This is a genomic window from Bacteroidota bacterium (assembly GCA_020402865.1).
Classification (GTDB): domain Bacteria; phylum Bacteroidota; class Bacteroidia; order Palsa-965; family Palsa-965.
Map to the genome: position 1 here is coordinate 457,350 of JADBYT010000002.1, position 15,967 is coordinate 473,316.

16 protein-coding genes are annotated in these 15,967 nt (G+C 47.2%); 6 read left to right on the top strand and 10 right to left on the bottom strand.

The window, feature by feature from the left end; genetic code table 11:
* Positions 1-1,182, top strand: a complete 1,182-nt coding sequence (locus tag IM638_03045; protein MCA6361985.1) for a YcaQ family DNA glycosylase — start codon at positions 1-3, stop codon at positions 1,180-1,182.
* Positions 1,183-1,263: 81 nt separating this feature from the next.
* On the opposite strand, the gene IM638_03050 is transcribed toward IM638_03045, so the two are convergent.
* Both IM638_03050 and IM638_03055 read right to left on the bottom strand, forming a co-directional pair.
* Positions 1,264-1,977 (bottom strand): hypothetical protein, encoded by a 714-nt coding sequence (locus IM638_03050; GenBank protein ID MCA6361986.1) that lies wholly within the window; start codon positions 1,975-1,977, stop codon positions 1,264-1,266.
* 34 nt (positions 1,978-2,011) lie between these two features.
* On the bottom strand, positions 2,012-2,566 hold the full coding sequence (locus tag IM638_03055; GenBank protein ID MCA6361987.1) for a hypothetical protein: 555 nt from the start codon (positions 2,564-2,566) through the stop codon (positions 2,012-2,014).
* Positions 2,567-2,679: 113 nt separating this feature from the next.
* On the opposite strand from IM638_03055, the gene IM638_03060 reads away from it, so the two are divergent.
* Complete coding sequence (locus IM638_03060; GenBank protein ID MCA6361988.1) at positions 2,680-3,099, top strand: energy transducer TonB; 420 nt, start codon at positions 2,680-2,682, stop codon at positions 3,097-3,099.
* Between the two features lie 7 nt (positions 3,100-3,106).
* Here the strand turns inward: IM638_03060 and IM638_03065 are convergent, their stop codons facing one another.
* Positions 3,107-3,583, bottom strand: coding sequence for a transposase (locus tag IM638_03065; GenBank protein MCA6361989.1), 477 nt, complete (start codon positions 3,581-3,583; stop codon positions 3,107-3,109).
* 273 nt (positions 3,584-3,856) lie between these two features.
* Positions 3,857-7,231, bottom strand: coding sequence for a methylmalonyl-CoA mutase family protein (locus IM638_03070; protein MCA6361990.1), 3,375 nt, complete (start codon positions 7,229-7,231; stop codon positions 3,857-3,859).
* Between the two features lie 549 nt (positions 7,232-7,780).
* Between IM638_03070 and IM638_03075 the strand changes: the two genes are divergently transcribed.
* On the top strand, positions 7,781-8,740 hold the full coding sequence (locus tag IM638_03075; protein MCA6361991.1) for a peptidoglycan DD-metalloendopeptidase family protein: 960 nt from the start codon (positions 7,781-7,783) through the stop codon (positions 8,738-8,740).
* A 6-nt stretch (positions 8,741-8,746) separates the two neighbouring features.
* Here IM638_03075 and IM638_03080 read toward each other — a convergent pair whose 3' ends face one another.
* The 3 genes from IM638_03080 to IM638_03090 are packed head-to-tail and all read right to left on the bottom strand — an operon-like array spanning position 8,747 to position 10,408.
* The gene (locus IM638_03080) at positions 8,747-9,124 is read right to left on the bottom strand and encodes a hypothetical protein (GenBank protein MCA6361992.1); all 378 of its coding nucleotides are present in this window, start codon (positions 9,122-9,124) and stop codon (positions 8,747-8,749) included.
* Between the two features lie 11 nt (positions 9,125-9,135).
* Entirely contained in the window at positions 9,136-9,597 is a 462-nt protein-coding gene (locus IM638_03085; protein ID MCA6361993.1) for a hypothetical protein, read from the bottom strand.
* A gap of 37 nt (positions 9,598-9,634) precedes the next feature.
* Positions 9,635-10,408 (bottom strand): hypothetical protein, encoded by a 774-nt coding sequence (locus IM638_03090; GenBank protein MCA6361994.1) that lies wholly within the window; start codon positions 10,406-10,408, stop codon positions 9,635-9,637.
* A 63-nt stretch (positions 10,409-10,471) separates the two neighbouring features.
* Between IM638_03090 and IM638_03095 the strand changes: the two genes are divergently transcribed.
* Positions 10,472-10,609 carry a hypothetical protein gene (locus IM638_03095; GenBank protein MCA6361995.1) on the top strand — a complete coding sequence of 46 codons (138 nt, stop codon included), beginning with the start codon at positions 10,472-10,474 and terminating at the stop codon, positions 10,607-10,609.
* Positions 10,610-10,626: 17 nt separating this feature from the next.
* Here IM638_03095 and IM638_03100 read toward each other — a convergent pair whose 3' ends face one another.
* Positions 10,627-11,511, bottom strand: a complete 885-nt coding sequence (locus IM638_03100; GenBank protein MCA6361996.1) for a hypothetical protein — start codon at positions 11,509-11,511, stop codon at positions 10,627-10,629.
* A gap of 82 nt (positions 11,512-11,593) precedes the next feature.
* Here IM638_03100 and IM638_03105 point away from each other — a divergent pair, with 82 nt between their 5' ends.
* Positions 11,594-12,241: a CoA pyrophosphatase gene (locus tag IM638_03105; GenBank protein ID MCA6361997.1), complete on the top strand. Its 648-nt coding sequence runs from the start codon at positions 11,594-11,596 to the stop codon at positions 12,239-12,241.
* 88 nt (positions 12,242-12,329) lie between these two features.
* Here IM638_03105 and IM638_03110 read toward each other — a convergent pair whose 3' ends face one another.
* Together IM638_03110 and IM638_03115 are read right to left on the bottom strand one after the other, a co-directional pair.
* Entirely contained in the window at positions 12,330-13,097 is a 768-nt protein-coding gene (locus IM638_03110; GenBank protein ID MCA6361998.1) for a hypothetical protein, read from the bottom strand.
* A 279-nt stretch (positions 13,098-13,376) separates the two neighbouring features.
* Positions 13,377-13,568, bottom strand: coding sequence for a hypothetical protein (locus tag IM638_03115; protein MCA6361999.1), 192 nt, complete (start codon positions 13,566-13,568; stop codon positions 13,377-13,379).
* Between the two features lie 169 nt (positions 13,569-13,737).
* On the opposite strand from IM638_03115, the gene IM638_03120 reads away from it, so the two are divergent.
* On the top strand, positions 13,738-15,876 hold the full coding sequence (locus tag IM638_03120; protein ID MCA6362000.1) for a WG repeat-containing protein: 2,139 nt from the start codon (positions 13,738-13,740) through the stop codon (positions 15,874-15,876).
* Positions 15,877-15,967: the final 91 nt, after the last annotated feature.

Below are 15,967 nucleotides of genomic sequence, written 5' to 3' on the forward strand. Positions count from 1 at the left end.
ATGCGCCACACATTGCCCGTTTTTTCTGCCGGAGATGTAAAACGGTATGCGCTGCATGCACAGGGCCTGCTGCAAAAAGGCGGATTCGGTAAAGGCCGTGAGGGTACACTTAATACACTTGAGCATTTAGGGTATGTGCAGCTTGATACGCTTGCTGTGGTTGCACGGGCGCATCATCATACACTCTACACACGCACGGCAGGCTACGATGAAACGCATCTTGCCGGATTACTGGCTGATAAAAAGGTATTTGAATACTGGAGCCATGCCGCGTCGTATCTGCCAATGCGCGATTACCGGTTTTCGCTGGTACGGAAGCAGCTTTACCGCAACGGGCAGCAGCACTGGTTTGTGAGTCATAAAAAGTTGTTGAAGTATGTGCTTGACCGCATTACAGCTGAAGGGCCGTTGCAGGCGCGGCATTTTGAAACCGACCGCAAGCGCGGGAGCTGGTTTGACTGGAAGCCCGCAAAAGTGGCGCTTGAGCAATTGTTTATGGATGGCACGCTGATGGTGAGTGCGCGGCAGGGTTTTCAGAAAGTGTATGATCTGGCCGGACGCGTATTGCCTGAAGGCATGAATACGAGTGTGCCTGATGCGCGCGAGTATGCTGCATATTTGATTGAAAGCACGTTGCGGGCACATGGATTTGCCACGGCAGGGCAAATGACTTATCTGCGCAGAAATGCATTGGTTGCAGTTAAAGACGAACTTCAGCAGCAAACAGAAGCAAAACAGCTTATCTCGTTTCATTTGCACGGGAGCAAAGAGGTGTACTATGCGCGGCCGGATTTGTTTGAACAAAAAAATAAACCGGCAAAGCACATTCATTTGCTTTCGCCGTTTGATAATTTGCTGATTCAGCGCAGCCGCACCAAACTTGTGTTTGGCTACGACTATCAGGTTGAATGTTATGTGCCCGAAGCAAAACGGAAATTTGGTTATTTCTGTTTACCGATATTATGGAACGGAGATTTCATTGGCCGTCTCGATCCGAAAGCGGACAAGAAAGCCGGTGTATTTTACATTCGCTCACTGCACATTGAATTTCCGCCAAAGCAAACCGAAGCATTTTTCAACGACCTGAAACACAAGCTGCGCGAATTTGCCGCATTCAACGGCTGTCATGAAGTAGTGTGCGAAAAAGCTGTGCCGTTAAAATGGCGAAAGCAGCTGAAGTGAATGTATCTGCCAGGCATGCGTTTTCAGCCACCGATATAGCCCACGACATTTTTTTTGATCGGGCAGAAGGTATTGAATTGCTCAGTATGCATCCACACGCAAGGCCAGCAAACCGCCCCACCAGCCCGGTCTGCGCGAAAGCTCAGTGGGCGACACGGCTACCTGTGATGTAATGCCTGCTGTGAGAAACAGTCCGATTTTCCGATTTGAGAAAATGCGGTAGCTTGAATTAAAACTTGCCGTATAAAACGAAGAGCCAACGAAGCTTTGTTTATACGCATCGGGCATTCCGTTTAAGTAATTACCCGAAAGCAACGCGCTAAACACAATTCCTGCATCGGCATGAAACACAAACCGCTGGTGGTGAAATAACCATGTGCGGATGAGTAGCGGAAACTGTACAAAACGTTCAGAAATTTCGCCTCGCCAGTTCATCTGTACGGTACGGGGAATTTGAGCAATCGGGCTTTCGCTCACCAATGAATCGGCTTCAATGGCGGTGTTTAGTTCCATAAATCCGACACCGGCGGTAATGCAAAAACGTTTCCAGCGTATGAATGTGGGAAATACCATTACCGAGCCTCCGCGGCAACGTGCAGGTTGTTCGCTTGCGTTGTAATAGGTTTGCCTGAAATACGGCGTGATATAATGTTGCGGAACGAAAGCGCGCCCGGCATTGAATGAATTACCGGCAAAAGCCAATGCCTGAAACCGGTATGTTTCGTTGTTGCTTTGGGCAATGATGGCCGGGGAGAGCAACATCGCGGCAAACAAAAGAAGTGTCGGCGCTTTCATGGCCGGGGTTATTGGTTAATAAATTAAAGGTAATTTATTTCTTCCAGCTGTAGCAGTTTTTCGCGGCTGTCCACTGCCCGTTTGCAAAGCGAAATACATAAGCGCCGCCATTACCACAATACACGCCGCACTGAAAGTTTACGCAAATTACGGCCACTGTTCCGTCTTTCGAAAACACAGGTTGCGAGAGTTCGTAAAAACCAACCGGATATTTTTTGAAGTAGTTCGTCCAGGCTTTTGTAGCTTTCTTGGGTGAAAGACCGGCAGCGGGCGCGTGGCCGGGCGGAAGAATTTTAGCCTCGTTGCCCAAACTGTCTTTCTGCCACATGCCGGCACGGTTTTTCTTTAACTGCTGGTGCATGTAGGCAATATCGGCTGCGTTCAGGTAGCTTTCGTTTTTTAAGCCTTCAATCAGCAGCGAATCACCTTCGTAATCATCATGAAGAAAAGGCACCATGCGCGGGCTGATGTAGCTTTTTTCGGTGGCGCCGGCGTTTTGTATGGCTGCGTTGTAGAGGGCGGTATTGTTGGAAACAGGCGGCATTAAAGCCAGAAGAAAAAGTGCAACGAAGGCGAAATGGTATTTCATACGGGTCTGTAATACGGGTTTGTGTTGGAGTGTGAAGTTAACAGCAATTTGAGAATGTTGGATAAAATAGCGAACTTCAATACTGAATGCGCTTTACTTCGTTTTTCATCACTATGGTCTGGCTTTGGTGCAGCCTGCTTTATGCAGGTTCGGCATCAGCACAGGTGCTTACATCAGCACCTGATGATTCGATGTTCTTCTGTGGTGGTGGTTATCCGTTTCCCGAATTTCCGGGTGGACAGGATAGTTTATTCGCTTATTTGTCGCGCGCAATTCATTATCCCAAAATAGCCGACACTACAATTTCGGGTACCGTGATTATTGAATTTACACTTGACACAACAGGAAATGTTATTGATGCGAAGGTCTTTCGCTCATTGCATCCGGCTTTTGATTCAGTGGCCTTGCAGGCAATCAGGCAAATGCCGCGCTGGGATGTGCCCGCAGGTGTACTTGGTGGGAACAATCGCAAAAGGAAAGAGTTGCTGACGATGAGGCAGCCAATTCATTTCTCCAGGAAGAAAAAAGAATAACAATTAATCAGGCTGTGTTCAATAGAATTGAACTATAAGGCCAGTTTTGAGGATTATTAGTGAATTGGTGATGAGCCGGATTATTCAGAATATACGCTTTCGTACGTTGTAAATGTTGCTCATCAAGAATTCTCACTCTTCTGAATCGCCCGGAAAACATGGAACCTCGTCGTTTGAACCGTTTGTTCATCGACTGGGTATAGCAATTCAGAAAATCAGCAAAGCATTTAATAACCCGTTCCTCAATCTCGGTGTGGGATAATGTATGTAACAACTCCGGTTTTACATAAATCAGCAAATGAAAATGGTTTGGCATCAGGCACCATTCCTTTAACTCACAGTAACCGTCAATGTGACAGAGTAGTTTATCGAGAAAATAGCGGTAGTTATCTTTTTCCCTGAACAGGTTTTCATGTCCCACAGCATGATGGAAAACATGGTAATATTCACCAGCCACGAATGGCGCTTTATAATGGATGTTCATTAATAAATAATAAAACGGTTAAAAATCTAACAACTATTCTTCTCTACCTATCGGCTATTTATCAAAATGGGCTGCGAAAATATTTCCGGCAAGTATCAGATCCCAGCGTCTGTTAATAACTTTTGCTCGTTTGGGGGCTCAAAATCCCCTACACCCCAGCTCTAAACTCCACCTAAACCCCACCTAAACCCCGCCTAAACCCCGCCTAAACTCTACCTAAACTCTACCTAAACTCTACGAGGTCTATAAGACCTCGTAGAGTTTAGCAACAAATTACATATTTCTTCTGTACTGCCCCCCCACCTCAAACAGCGCAGCAGTAATCTGACCAAGCGAGCAATACTTCACCGCCTCCATCAATTCCGCAAACACGTTGCCGTTTTGCACCGCCGTGTGCTGCAGTTTTTCAATTGCAGTTTTCGAGCGTTGCTCGTTGGCTTTGTGCAGGTTGCCCAGCATTTCAATCTGGTATTCCTTCTCCTCCTTCGTGGCGCGAATTACTTCCGCCGGCACAATGGTGGGCGAGCCTTTTGCCGAAAGGAAGGTGTTCACACCAATAATCGGATACTCGCCGGTGTGCTTCTGCATTTCGTAATACAGGCTTTCTTCCTGTATCTTGCCGCGCTGATACATAGTTTCCATTGCACCCAGCACGCCGCCGCGTTCGCTTATGCGGTCGAACTCAGTCAATACAGCTTCTTCTACCAGATCAGTAAGCTCTTCGATAATGAACGAGCCCTGCAGCGGGTTTTCATTCTTCGCCAAACCAAGCTCACGGTTAATGATAAGCTGTATGGCCATTGCACGGCGCACCGATTCTTCGGTAGGCGTAGTAATGGCTTCGTCGTAGGCATTGGTGTGAAGCGAATTACAGTTGTCGTAAATCGCATACAACGCCTGCAGCGTGGTGCGGATGTCGTTGAAATCAATTTCCTGCGCATGCAGCGAACGGCCCGATGTCTGAATGTGATACTTCAGCATCTGCGAACGCTCGTTGGCACCGTACTTCTGCTTCATGGCTTTGGCCCAGATGCGGCGCGCCACACGGCCAAGCACTGCATACTCCGGATCCATTCCGTTGGAGAAGAAGAACGAAAGGTTGGGCGCAAAATCGTCAATGTGCATGCCGCGGCTCAGGTAATACTCCACAAACGTAAATCCGTTCGAGAGCGTGAGTGCAAGCTGCGTAATCGGGTTGGCGCCGGCTTCGGCAATGTGGTAGCCCGAAATCGACACCGAATAAAAGTTGCGCACCTTCTGATCAATAAAATACTGCTGCACATCGCCCATCACACGCAACGAAAATTCGGTAGAGAAAATGCACGTGTTTTGTGCCTGATCTTCTTTCAGAATATCGGCCTGTACGGTGCCGCGCACTTGCGACAATGTATGTGCCTTAATCTTTGCATACACCTCAGCAGGCAATACCTGATCGCCCGATGTGCCGAGGAGCATCAGCCCCAGACCATCGTTGCCCTGCGGCAGTTCGCCCTGATAGCGCGGACGTGCAATGCCGTTTGCTTCCCACAGTGCATTCAGTTTTTTCTCTACTTCCTTTTCCAGTCCGTTTTCGCGGATGTAACGCTCGCACTGCTGATCAATAGCGGCATTCATAAAGAACGCGGCAAGAATTGCAGCCGGACCATTAATGGTCATGGATACCGATGTTTTCGGATCGGCAAGATCAAAGCCGGAATACAATTTCTTGGCATCGTCAAGGCAGCAGATGCTTACGCCTGAGTTACCTATTTTGCCGTAAATATCGGGGCGATAATCAGGATCGCGGCCGTAAAGTGTTACCGAGTCAAACGCCGTAGAAAGACGCTTGGCCGGCATGCCCAGACTTACATAGTGAAAACGTTTGTTGGTGCGCTCCGGTCCGCCTTCGCCGGCAAACATACGTGTGGGATCTTCGCCTTCACGTTTAAACGGATAAATGCCCGACGTGTAAGGATACTCGCCCGGCAGGTTTTCCTGCAGCAGCCAGTTCAGTACATCGCCCCAGGCTTCGTAGCGCGGAGTAGATACTTTGGGCACCAGCGTGCGCGAAAGTGATTCGTAATGCGTGGCAATTTTTATTTCCTTGTCGCGCACTTTAAAAATGTAGAACTCATCTTTGTATTGCTGCGCTTTTGCCGGCCACTCGTCAATGAGTTTCAGGTGGCGCGGATCCAGATCGAGAGCCGTTTTCTTGTATTGCTCTTCAAGCTGTGCAACCAGCGCCGCATCAGCCTTACTTTCTGTCAGTGTGTCAATCGACTTACGCAGGGCATACAGTTTTTGTGCAACTGCCGCCTGTTCTTTGGCACGTTTATCGTAATTGCGGTTATTTTCCGAAATTTCAGAAAGATAACGTGTGCGTGCCGGAGGAATAATATAGATCTTCTCCGACATCGCTTCCGTAATCTGAAAATTCGATTTCAGATCAGCCCCCGTTTTCTTAACCACTGTGTCCACAATGTTTCGGTACAGGCGGTTCATGCCCGGATCGTTAAACTGCGAGGCAATGGTGCCAAACACGGGCAGCTGTTCATCATCGGTTTCCCAAAGCTGGTGGTTGCGCTTGTACTGTTTGCGCACATCACGCAGCGCATCCAGCGCACCGCGTTTATCGAATTTGTTGAGCGCAATAATATCGGCAAAGTCCAGCATGTCAATCTTCTCAAGCTGTGTGGCTGCGCCGTATTCGGGCGTCATCACATACAGACTCACATTGCTGTGCTCAATAATTTCGGTATCGCTCTGGCCTATGCCCGATGTTTCGAGGATAATCAAATCAAACGTGGCTGCTTTCAATACATCAACCGCTTCCTGCACGTGTTTGGAAAGTGCCAGGTTGCTCTGGCGTGTAGCCAGCGAACGCATATAGACGCGGTTGTTTGAAATGGCATTCATCCGGATGCGGTCGCCAAGCAGCGCGCCGCCGGTTTTGCGTTTCGACGGGTCAACCGAAATAATACCAATTGTTTTTTCAGGAAAATCAATCAGAAAACGGCGCACCAGTTCGTCCACCAGCGATGATTTTCCCGCACCGCCTGTACCGGTAATACCCAGCACGGGCGTTTTCGATTTCTGTGCCAGTGCCTTAATTTCTGTAATCGCGCCGCTGTGCTGTTCGCCAAAGTTTTCGGCGGCCGAAATGAGTCGGGCAATGCCTTTGTGGTCGCGGCTGCTTATGTGCTTTACTTCGCCGTTCAGGTGTTCGCCCGTGGCAAAGTCGCATTTCGTAAGCAGATCGTTAATCATACCCTGCAGGCCCATGGCGCGGCCATCGTCAGGGTGATAAATGCGGGTAATGCCGTAAGCCTGCAGCTCGGCTATTTCTTCGGGCAGAATTGTGCCACCGCCGCCGCCGAAAATGCGGATATGTCCGCAACCCCGCTCTTTCAGCAGGTCGTACATGTATTTGAAAAACTCAATATGCCCGCCCTGGTACGATGTAATGGCAATGGCATTGGCATCTTCCTGTATGGCACAGTTCACAATTTCGGCCACACTGCGGTCGTGCCCGAGGTGAATTACTTCGGCACCGCTGCTCTGAATAATGCGGCGCATAATGTTTATGGCCGCATCATGCCCGTCGAAAAGCGAAGCAGCGGTTACAATTCTGATTTTGTGCTTGGGTGTGTATGGTTGTGCGTCCTGCATAGCGGCTGAATATTGGAAGATGTTTCCGGGGAGTCAAAGGTACTGTTTCAGGCTTTTTCAGCCAAATTGACAAATAGAAGCAACCCCTATTTTAAGCGCTGATTCACAACAGATTAAGGCTTCATCCGAAACTGAGTCAGAAAAAAAGGAAGGGGAGCGAACCTGAAGGTGCATTAAAAAACCGCTTGGCTCCTGCTTTCCCTGCGGCCGGCCGGTAACCTTAAAAAACATTGTCCCAAACCGGCCTCCGGTCAATCAGGGCTAGAACAAACAATCAGCCGTGCGTTAAACCAGCTTTCCACGCTGTACTTCACCTGCCAAAACAAAAACCACCCCGGCCCTGAACTTTCCGAGAGTTTATAACTCTCGGAAAGTTTAGCAGCTGTTTTTGTTTTGGCAGCAGCAAACTACTCTTCCGGATTTTCCGGCTTCAGAAACTAGTCTGCCCTGATCCTGGTTGCGGCTGTCCGTTTTTGAGGTTACAGCACCGGAAATTTCGCAGGAATAGTATTTTTATAGCGGACCCAATCGGAAATCAGAAGTTTATCCATGCGCCTTTTTTTTCTGGCATTGCTATGTCTGTGTGGTATTGCTGCGCCGGTATTGTTGCATGGCAACAATACGCCGGAGGAAAAGCCGCATGTGGTTGAGCTGATTGCGGCATTGCCGGAAATGAATGAACCGGAAGTGGTGCTGCTGCTCGATTCGCTGATGGATTGCCACACCGATACGGCTTTGCGGCCTTTGTTTGAGGCAATCAAAATCCGGATTGCTGAACTGCGTGCCATCACACCCGAAGCCACAGCGGGCGATTTTCCTGCACATGCGTTTTATGGTTCGTGGGACACACGGCATCTTTTTGCGTACCCTGATTCGCTATACAAAGCCGATGTAAGTGTGCTGCTCGATCTTGGCCGTTTTGTGGCGCCGGTGCAGGGGCGTATTACTTCGGGTTACGGCTGGCGCGATTCGGCCATGCACCGGGGCATCGACATCGACCTCAATCGTGGCGATTCGGTGCGTGCGGCTTTTGCCGGGCGGGTGCGTTTTGCCGCGCGTTGCGGTGGTTACGGCAATGTAGTAGTGGTGCGTCACGCCAACGGACTGGAAACACTGTATGCGCACCTTTGGAAAATTGCCGTAAAGCCGGGCGATGAACTCAGGGCCGGTGCTGCTTTGGGGCGCGGCGGCTCCACCGGACATTCAACCGGCACGCACCTGCATTTCGAAATGCGCTTTCGCGGTGTGGCCATCAATCCCGCATGGCTGCTGAAATTGCCCGAACTTAAACTGCATGCGCAGCAGGTGCATCTGGTGCGCACCCGCGAAGGATTTGCCGTGCGCCCCGCAAACTGCACACACCACACTGTACAGCGCGGCGATTCGCCCTACCGCATTGCACGCCGCTACGGCTGCACCACGGCAGAACTCAAAAGCTGGAACAACTGGCAAAAACAGCCGCCGCTCAAAGCCGGGCAGCAGGTGCGCATTGTGGCGCCGGGAGAGTAGGGGGAATCAATGCAGCATCGCGAGATATTCATAGTCCATTTCGTTCCCATTAGTAAAGAAGTTGCATAAGTAGTAAATTCTATTTGTCAGTTCATCAAGGTCGTGGTCTTTGACATTGGTAATACAATAGACATCGATAGGGTTGTAGTGCGAGGAAATACAGCTTAAGACCTTAAAGCCAATTTCCCAGAGTATTGGAATACATTTTACCCGTATTTGTTCATCCAGTTCAACATTTGAAATATAAGCGGTAGTTAAAGCAAACTCATTGTATGAGGCATTGTGAAAAATATGTTCTTCGCAAAGTTTGTAATAAAATGAACCTTCCTTTTTTTTAAGATTATCTTGCAAAAGTAGAAGCAGTTGATCTTGCTTTGTGGTCATGTTGCGTTAATTTATTTAAAGTAACTATCAATATCAGGGATTACATCATTGAACATTAACTTCAGCTTTTCAAAATATGTTTTATCAATAGAATTGTCAGAATGATTTTTGGAGTAGCGGGTAAGTAAATCTATAGGACGTTTCCCATTTTCGTTTTGAATATCAGGTTTCGCACCAGCTGCAATCAACAATCTCACCATCTCCAATGCTTCCGGATAGAATATGTCTCTGTTATTTTGCAACATCCCGTCAATACAATAGTCAATCGCTTCAGATAACGGGCTGCCAAAGTCAATATTGACATCTGCTTTGTGTTGAATGAGAAAACTCAGTACTTCCGGGTTATTGCTGTTTATTGCAGCAATAATTGGCCTGATCGTTTCTTCATCACCATTTATATCATCTCCACTGTCTAAACATTTCTGCGCAGCAGTTAGATTACTATGGAATAAGTAATCGCTTAATTTTTCCATCCCCAATTATGGTTGATTATTCCCCAATCACATTCATTCACTCCAACACACACCGGTAATATTCAAACTTATTTGCAGGCTTTTCACCTCTGTAACCTTTTACACAAAACGCCGAATCTGACTCCCACAAAATTGTGTCAATCCTCATCCCCGAAAAACCTCCGCTTGCATACTCGCTCAGGAAGGTTTCAGGCTTAGCCCGGTCGTTAATTGATAATACACCAATTTTACTTTCTGCTTCAAATAATGAATTGTAATAATAAATAACAAATCCATTGTTGGATGATGCTAATGGTATTTCATTTCCTCCGTCGCCAAACGAAATAAGGATGTAGCGATAATTTGTCAGACTGTCGAGTAAAACAAGATTGCTGAACGTGAAACCCTCATTCAGATAATAGTGTGTGAGTACAAAAAGATTGACCGACGGTAGTATTCCGGTTAATTTATAACCGTTTTCACCCTCGTTCAATAAATCACTGTTATATTTTCTGAGCGACAGGTTTTTATCTTTAGTTAGAATATAAGTCGCACTGTCTTTTTCCTTTGAGGGATAATTTCGGACAGGATGCTGAGGACTGAGCGCGTTAAAATCAGTTTCTTTGATTGGTTGAAAGGAAAGTTTCGGTAAATTTTCATACCGGTCGAAATACCCAAGAGTTACACTTCTGGTGCTGTCAACAGGCAGTATTTCGCGCGCAGCAACTGTATCTTTTACAATAGTATCTGCGTTTGCTGTTTGGTCTGTGCCCTTATTATCTCGGCAGGAAACCAAAGGGAAGAGCAGAATCGAGAAGATTAGAAGACGCATAAACTTAATTGAAGTATTACATTACATAAAATTTCTGCGTGCAGATAATTGTAGAATGCTGAAGTGAAAACCAGCTTCGGCAACTCCTTATCTTTGCGTATGACCTTGCTGCATCAGCCCGACGAATTTTTTCTTCATTTGCAGCGTCGCCTGCAGCAGCCTTTGCCGGGTGCCGATGCGCAGAACCATGAAGTAAAATAGAAATAATTAGTCAGTTATTAATCGTATCTCTCTAGTAATGTCTGGTAGTCAAGTTGACGTAGTCTTATTTGATTGTTTTGCGAATCAATAAATCCTGCAATTTTTGACTTAGTAGTTTCATCTACAAGATTAATATTATCCCAGACTATTATTATATATATTTTAAGTTGCTTTTTTTGATTAGCAAAATTATTTAGCATGTGAACGGAGTTTGCAAGGAACTCTCTTAATGAAAAAATTAGGTGATTGATAGATCTGTCATGTTCCCAGTATTTAATCTCGACAATATGCGCGCTTTTTTCATCTTCATATAGCCCATCAATATTTAAAGTGTGGCCATTTGATAATGCAATCCTAATATTTGATTTGTAAAATTTTTTATTTTCAATTGTCAGGTAGTTAATAGCTAATCTTTCAGATTCTTTGACTTTATTGATGAGATTTTGTTTTTTATCTATTGTATTATTTTGAGGAGGGCTATTAATTGTTAAATTTTTCACTGTGCTAGCTTCTTCGGGAAGTTCAGTTGAATTGTTCGAATTTATTGCTGAGTCATTACTTGACGCATTCTTTTCAAGTAATTCGGCATCTCTATTGGCTTTGATCTCTATATTTTCAGGAGAAATTGTCGCTAGTGAACTAAATATTGATTCATCTTTAAAGTCTGATGGTGCATATAATTTTGTATGATGTTTAACCACAAGAATAAAAAATAGTATTAATATTAAGATAGGATATATAATAACAAACCAAATTAATGGAAGTCTTTCATTTTCATTCTCAAGATTTGAAATTGATTTGTCGAGAGTAAAACAAGCAAATCCATATATTAGAGAAATGAATGAGCCTATTATTCCTAGTGGATTTCGAATGAATCGGGGTGTTAATTTTGGGAATTCCATTATTTATTATTTTTTAATCAAATATAATAGTTGTTTATTATATTATTTATGATAAATAATTAAGCAAGTATATAAATATTATATGGTACTATTGCATCAGCCCGACGAATTTTTTCTTCATTTGCAGCGCCGCCTGCAGCAGCCTTTGCCGGGTGCCGATGCGCAGAACCGCATGACCATGCGCAGCCGCAAAACGGTTGAAGAATACCTTGCCGAAAATCCCGGCCACCGGCGCAGCGCGGTGCTCATGCCGTTGTTTCCGCACAAGGGCGAAATACACACGCTGCTCATCAAACGGCCGTCGTATCAGGGTGTGCACAGCGGACAGCTTGCCTTGCCGGGCGGGGCTGAGGAAGCCGAAGATGCATCACCGGCGCAAACCGCCTTGCGTGAAGCCCGCGAAGAAGTGGGGTTGCACGCAGGCGAGGAGCAATTGCTTGGCGCACTTTCGCCGCTGTACATTCCGCCCAGCAATTTTCTGGTGCGGCCGTTTGTGGCACAGTTGCCGCAGCGCCCCCAATGGCTGCCCAGCCCCGACGAGGTGGAAGCCCTGCTCGAAATTCCGCTGCGTACGTTCCTCGATCCGGCCGTGAAAGACACACGCAAAATAAATATTGGCAGCGGCATCACCATTGAGGCGCCCTGCTACATTATTGAAGGCAATATACTTTGGGGCGCCACCGCCATGATGTTCAGCGAAATGGAAGCGCTGCTTGAAGAAATGGCCTGAAGTGCGCGGCACTTGTATCACCAAAAAAGGCTGCCTGCGCAATGCAAACAGCCTTTTAAGGAGTGTGTGTGTATTAAATCGTGTATGGCTATTTCTTCCGGGTTATCGGCGCCATTTTATTGTCGTAGCAAAGGAAGTACTCGCCGGGCGAAAATTGGGTAAGATTAATAGTGTTGCCGTAGCCCTTGAGCACCACATTCCCATACGGGTCATACATTTCATAGAGGGTCTGGCCCGACAGCATGATCTGTTTGCCGTCTTTGGATTGAGTGAATGTAATTGCTTCAGAGGTTGATGTGAATTTTACTTCGGGCGTATAACGCACTTCGCGTCCAAAGCCGAGCTGCTTCACGCGGAAGCGGTTTTCGCCGGAGTGCGGCGTAATCTGGAAACTGTAGTTGTTGCGCGAGGGAGTTCCAACGCCCTGCACTTCGCCCACATACACCCACTTGTTCCAGCGATACTGTTCAACAATATAAGTAAGTGCTCCGGTTTCGCTGTTGGTAGTCCAGGTAAGCAGTCCGGCCGGGCTGATGCTGATGGATTCGGTTACAAATGTGGGGCGGGGCTTAAGGGCTTCCGGGTTCAGCACTTTTGGTGAGCAGCCGTCTTTGTGAAAAAGCTGCACTTCCACTTTGTCGCCCGGCTGTAGGTTGAAGTTTCGCAGGTCAATTTCAAAGGCGCTCGAATTAACCTCGTCGGTAGAAACCTGGCCGTTTACACGTACTTCATACACACAATAGCCTACACCACCGTCATTTACGGCATTTTGCACATAAAGATTTTTGCTTTGATACTTCCCTTCTACCAGCAGTGCCTGCGAAGCATGGGTAGCCCCGGCTCCGAAAAGGAGCATCGCAAAAATCAACATAGGGCGAACCAATACAGTTTTCATCGGGTTAATCTTGAGGTCTTTGCAAGTTATTTATTTTTGGCGCTTCTCCGGTAACCAAAAACCATGATATTGCGTGTGTTATCATACGTTTTTCGGTTAAAAAAGATGCAACCGGAGGTCTATATATTTTACAACACAAAGATTCAGGTTATTTGCGGGGTTTACAAGCCAAAAAATACCCGAATTTTCGAAGTCTAAGCTAAGTGCGGTGATTTTATTTTTACCTTAATTCACTGATAATCAGATTTTTCTGAGAATACGCAAAATGTACGTCATTGCACCCAAAATGAGCACCACGGCAATGAGTATTTTCCAAACTCCGCGATAATGTTTGCGGTTGTCTGATCGGTCGCTGCGGTAAGCCCATACGAGTGCCGCAGCAAACATGGCTACGAAGACAAAAATGAAAGTGATTTGTCCGGTTGAAAACATGCCGCAAAGTTAAGCATACAAAAACGGAATTGGCGTTGTTACTGTCAAAGAACAAACGGTTGTTGCCGAAATTAATTGCGGTTGTTTTATCTATATCGTGAAACGTTGGTTAAAAACTCAACAACGGGCATGTGTGGTGCTATTGTCACTCCGTTAACTTTGTGGACAGATGAAGCGATTTTTGCTGGTTGCAATTTGTGTGCAATTCTCGGGTTTTCTGTGTGCAGGGAAGCTGGAGCGGGGTTTTGCTGCGCTTAAAATTTACAACTATTTCAAGGCCCGCGAGTTGTTTCTGGGCAGTATGAAACGTCATCCGGCCGGAGCCTCCTTCGGGTTGGCCGAAATTTGTTCGCGCACGGATAATCCGTTTCATGATCCGATGCGTGCATACAATTATGTGCAGGAAGCAAAATTCAGTTTGCCGCTTACGAAAAAAAACGAGCGCAGCAGGCTAGCCCGACTTGGCATAACCGATTCATCGTTACGGGTGCTTGAGCAGCGTATTGATTCGCTTTGTTTCCGGCAGGCACAAAAAATAAATACGCTGGCAGCCTACAATCTTTTCATCGAAAATAATTGCGATTCGCAGCTTGTGGCGGCTGCAACAGAAAGCCGCAATGCACTTGCATTCAGCCAAACGGTGGGCATACACACCTGGCAGGCCTATCTTGCGTTTATGTCGGATTATCCGCAGGCGGCACAAGTACCTGTGGCCGCTGCGCGCTACCACGAACTGCTTTTTCTCAGCAGCACGGAAGCCGGTACGCCTGAGGTGTTTGAAAACTTTCTGCGCAGTTACCCCGAAAGCCCTTACCGCCTGCAGGCCGAAGATTCGTTATACAGCCTTTCCGTGCCGGAGCACACGGTGGCGCAGTACTACGCATTTGTACAAAAGCATCCTGCAAACCGCAACGTACCTGATGCGTGGAAGCGCATTTACCGCCTTTCGGTGAATGATTTTACCACCGCCTCCATTTCCCGGTTCAAAAATCAATTCCCCGATTATCCTTTCCCCGAACAACTCACTGCCGATATTGAGCTGGCGCAAACACCGTTTTTCCCCGTACAGGTGAAAGACAGTGCGGGTAATGTATATACCGGTTTTGCCGACAGCACGGGAAAAGTGCGCATTGCACCGCAATTTTCCCGGACAGAATTCTTCTACGAAGGGCTGGCTGTGGCCGCCAACGATAAATTCAGCGGCTACATTGCCAAAAACGGAACTGTGGTTATTCCGCTGCAGTACCTCGAAGCCGGTAATTTTAACAACGGAACCGCTGTGGTTATCGACTCGCTTGATCAGTATTACTTAATTGATCATACCGGCAAAACAATTACCCGCCGTGCGTACGATTTTATTGGTCCGTTTAGTGAAGGCCTTGCCCGCGTGAGCAGAAACGATTGCAGCGGTTTTATCGACATTACCGGTAACGAACTTATTGAATGCAGACCCGCCGAGTTTGGTAACTTCAGTCAGGGACTGGCGTGGATGCGCGACAGCACCGGGCGCTGGGGCTTCATCAACCGTAAAGGCGAAACCGTAATTCCTCCGCTATACGACCGGGCCGAGTCGTTTGCAGCCGGCTTGCCTGTGCGCGTGCGCCTGAACAACCGCTGGGGACTTATTAACGCACAAGGTCAGTTGCTGCAGCCCTGCATTTATACCTATATCGGGCCGTGGAGCGAAGGGCTGGCGCTGGTGGTGCTCGACGGTAAGTTTGGCTACCTTAACGCGGCGGGAAAAATTGCAGTTCCGATCAGCTTCCTCTATAATCGTGAAGAGCTGGGTGATAATCTGTTCCGTAACAATTCGGCCCGGGTGCTGCTCGAAAAGAAAGCCGGCCTTATTGACAGTACAGGCAAACTCATCCTCCCGCGCGATTTTGACGATGTACAGCCCTTTCAGGATGGCTTTGCTGCTGTAAACAAAAAAGGTAAATGGGGCTACGCCGACCGGCTTCAGAAACTTCGGATCCCTTACACGTTTGACGAAGCAGGGCCTTTTGTAAGCGGTTTGGCGCTGGTGCGTATAAACGGCCGGCTGGGTATGATAGACACGAAGGGCAATTATGTGTTGCCGCCCTCGCTGGAAGAGGCGCAGCGGCTGCCTTCGGGCTATATTCTTGTGGCTGATTCAACAAGGCGCAAGGGTTTGCTTGACAGCACAGGCGCATGGGTGCTGCCCTGTTTATACAGCCAGATTGAGCAAGTGGACAATTCGCCGGTATTCAGCGTGAGCTGCAGTGCTGAGAGTTACGGTTATTTTGATGCCTGGCGCTGCGAAATGTTCTGGTTGTGTGAGCCTTAGCGGATTTTTTGTGTTCTGTATCGGGTAACCGTCTCCGGGATTGTCAGTATTCACATTCCGAAATATTTTTAATAGTTTGAAAATCATTATT